Origin of the sequence: Streptomyces sp. GbtcB7, assembly GCF_019091445.1 — a bacterium.
Classification (GTDB): Bacteria; Actinomycetota; Actinomycetes; order Streptomycetales; family Streptomycetaceae; genus Streptomyces; species Streptomyces mirabilis.
Map to the genome: position 1 here is coordinate 1 of NZ_JAGXJM010000713.1, position 232 is coordinate 232.

General features: G+C 76.3%; 1 protein-coding gene. It reads left to right on the forward strand.

Annotated elements, in window-relative coordinates; genetic code table 11:
- Positions 1 to 27 precede the first annotated feature (27 nt).
- A partial coding sequence (locus KVT44_RS57325; protein WP_254651266.1) for a DUF5682 family protein occupies positions 28 to 232 on the forward strand: 205 nt, incomplete at its 3' end.

Below are 232 nucleotides of genomic sequence, written 5' to 3' on the forward strand. Positions count from 1 at the left end.
CCCCACCCCCACCCCGACGAGAAGGACATGCCCCCCCCCCTCCGCCCCCTCGCCCCTGGCGGGGACGAGCCCCGCCGCCCCGCCTTCTGGCCGCTCGCCGAGTTCTCCCCCGAGTGGGTGGCGAACCGGTGGGCCCTGGAGCACGCAGTCCCGGCCCGCCTCATCGACCTCCCGGCGACCCACACGCTGGCCTGGGGGAACGAAGAGGAGAAGGGGACCTCGGAGGAGGGGG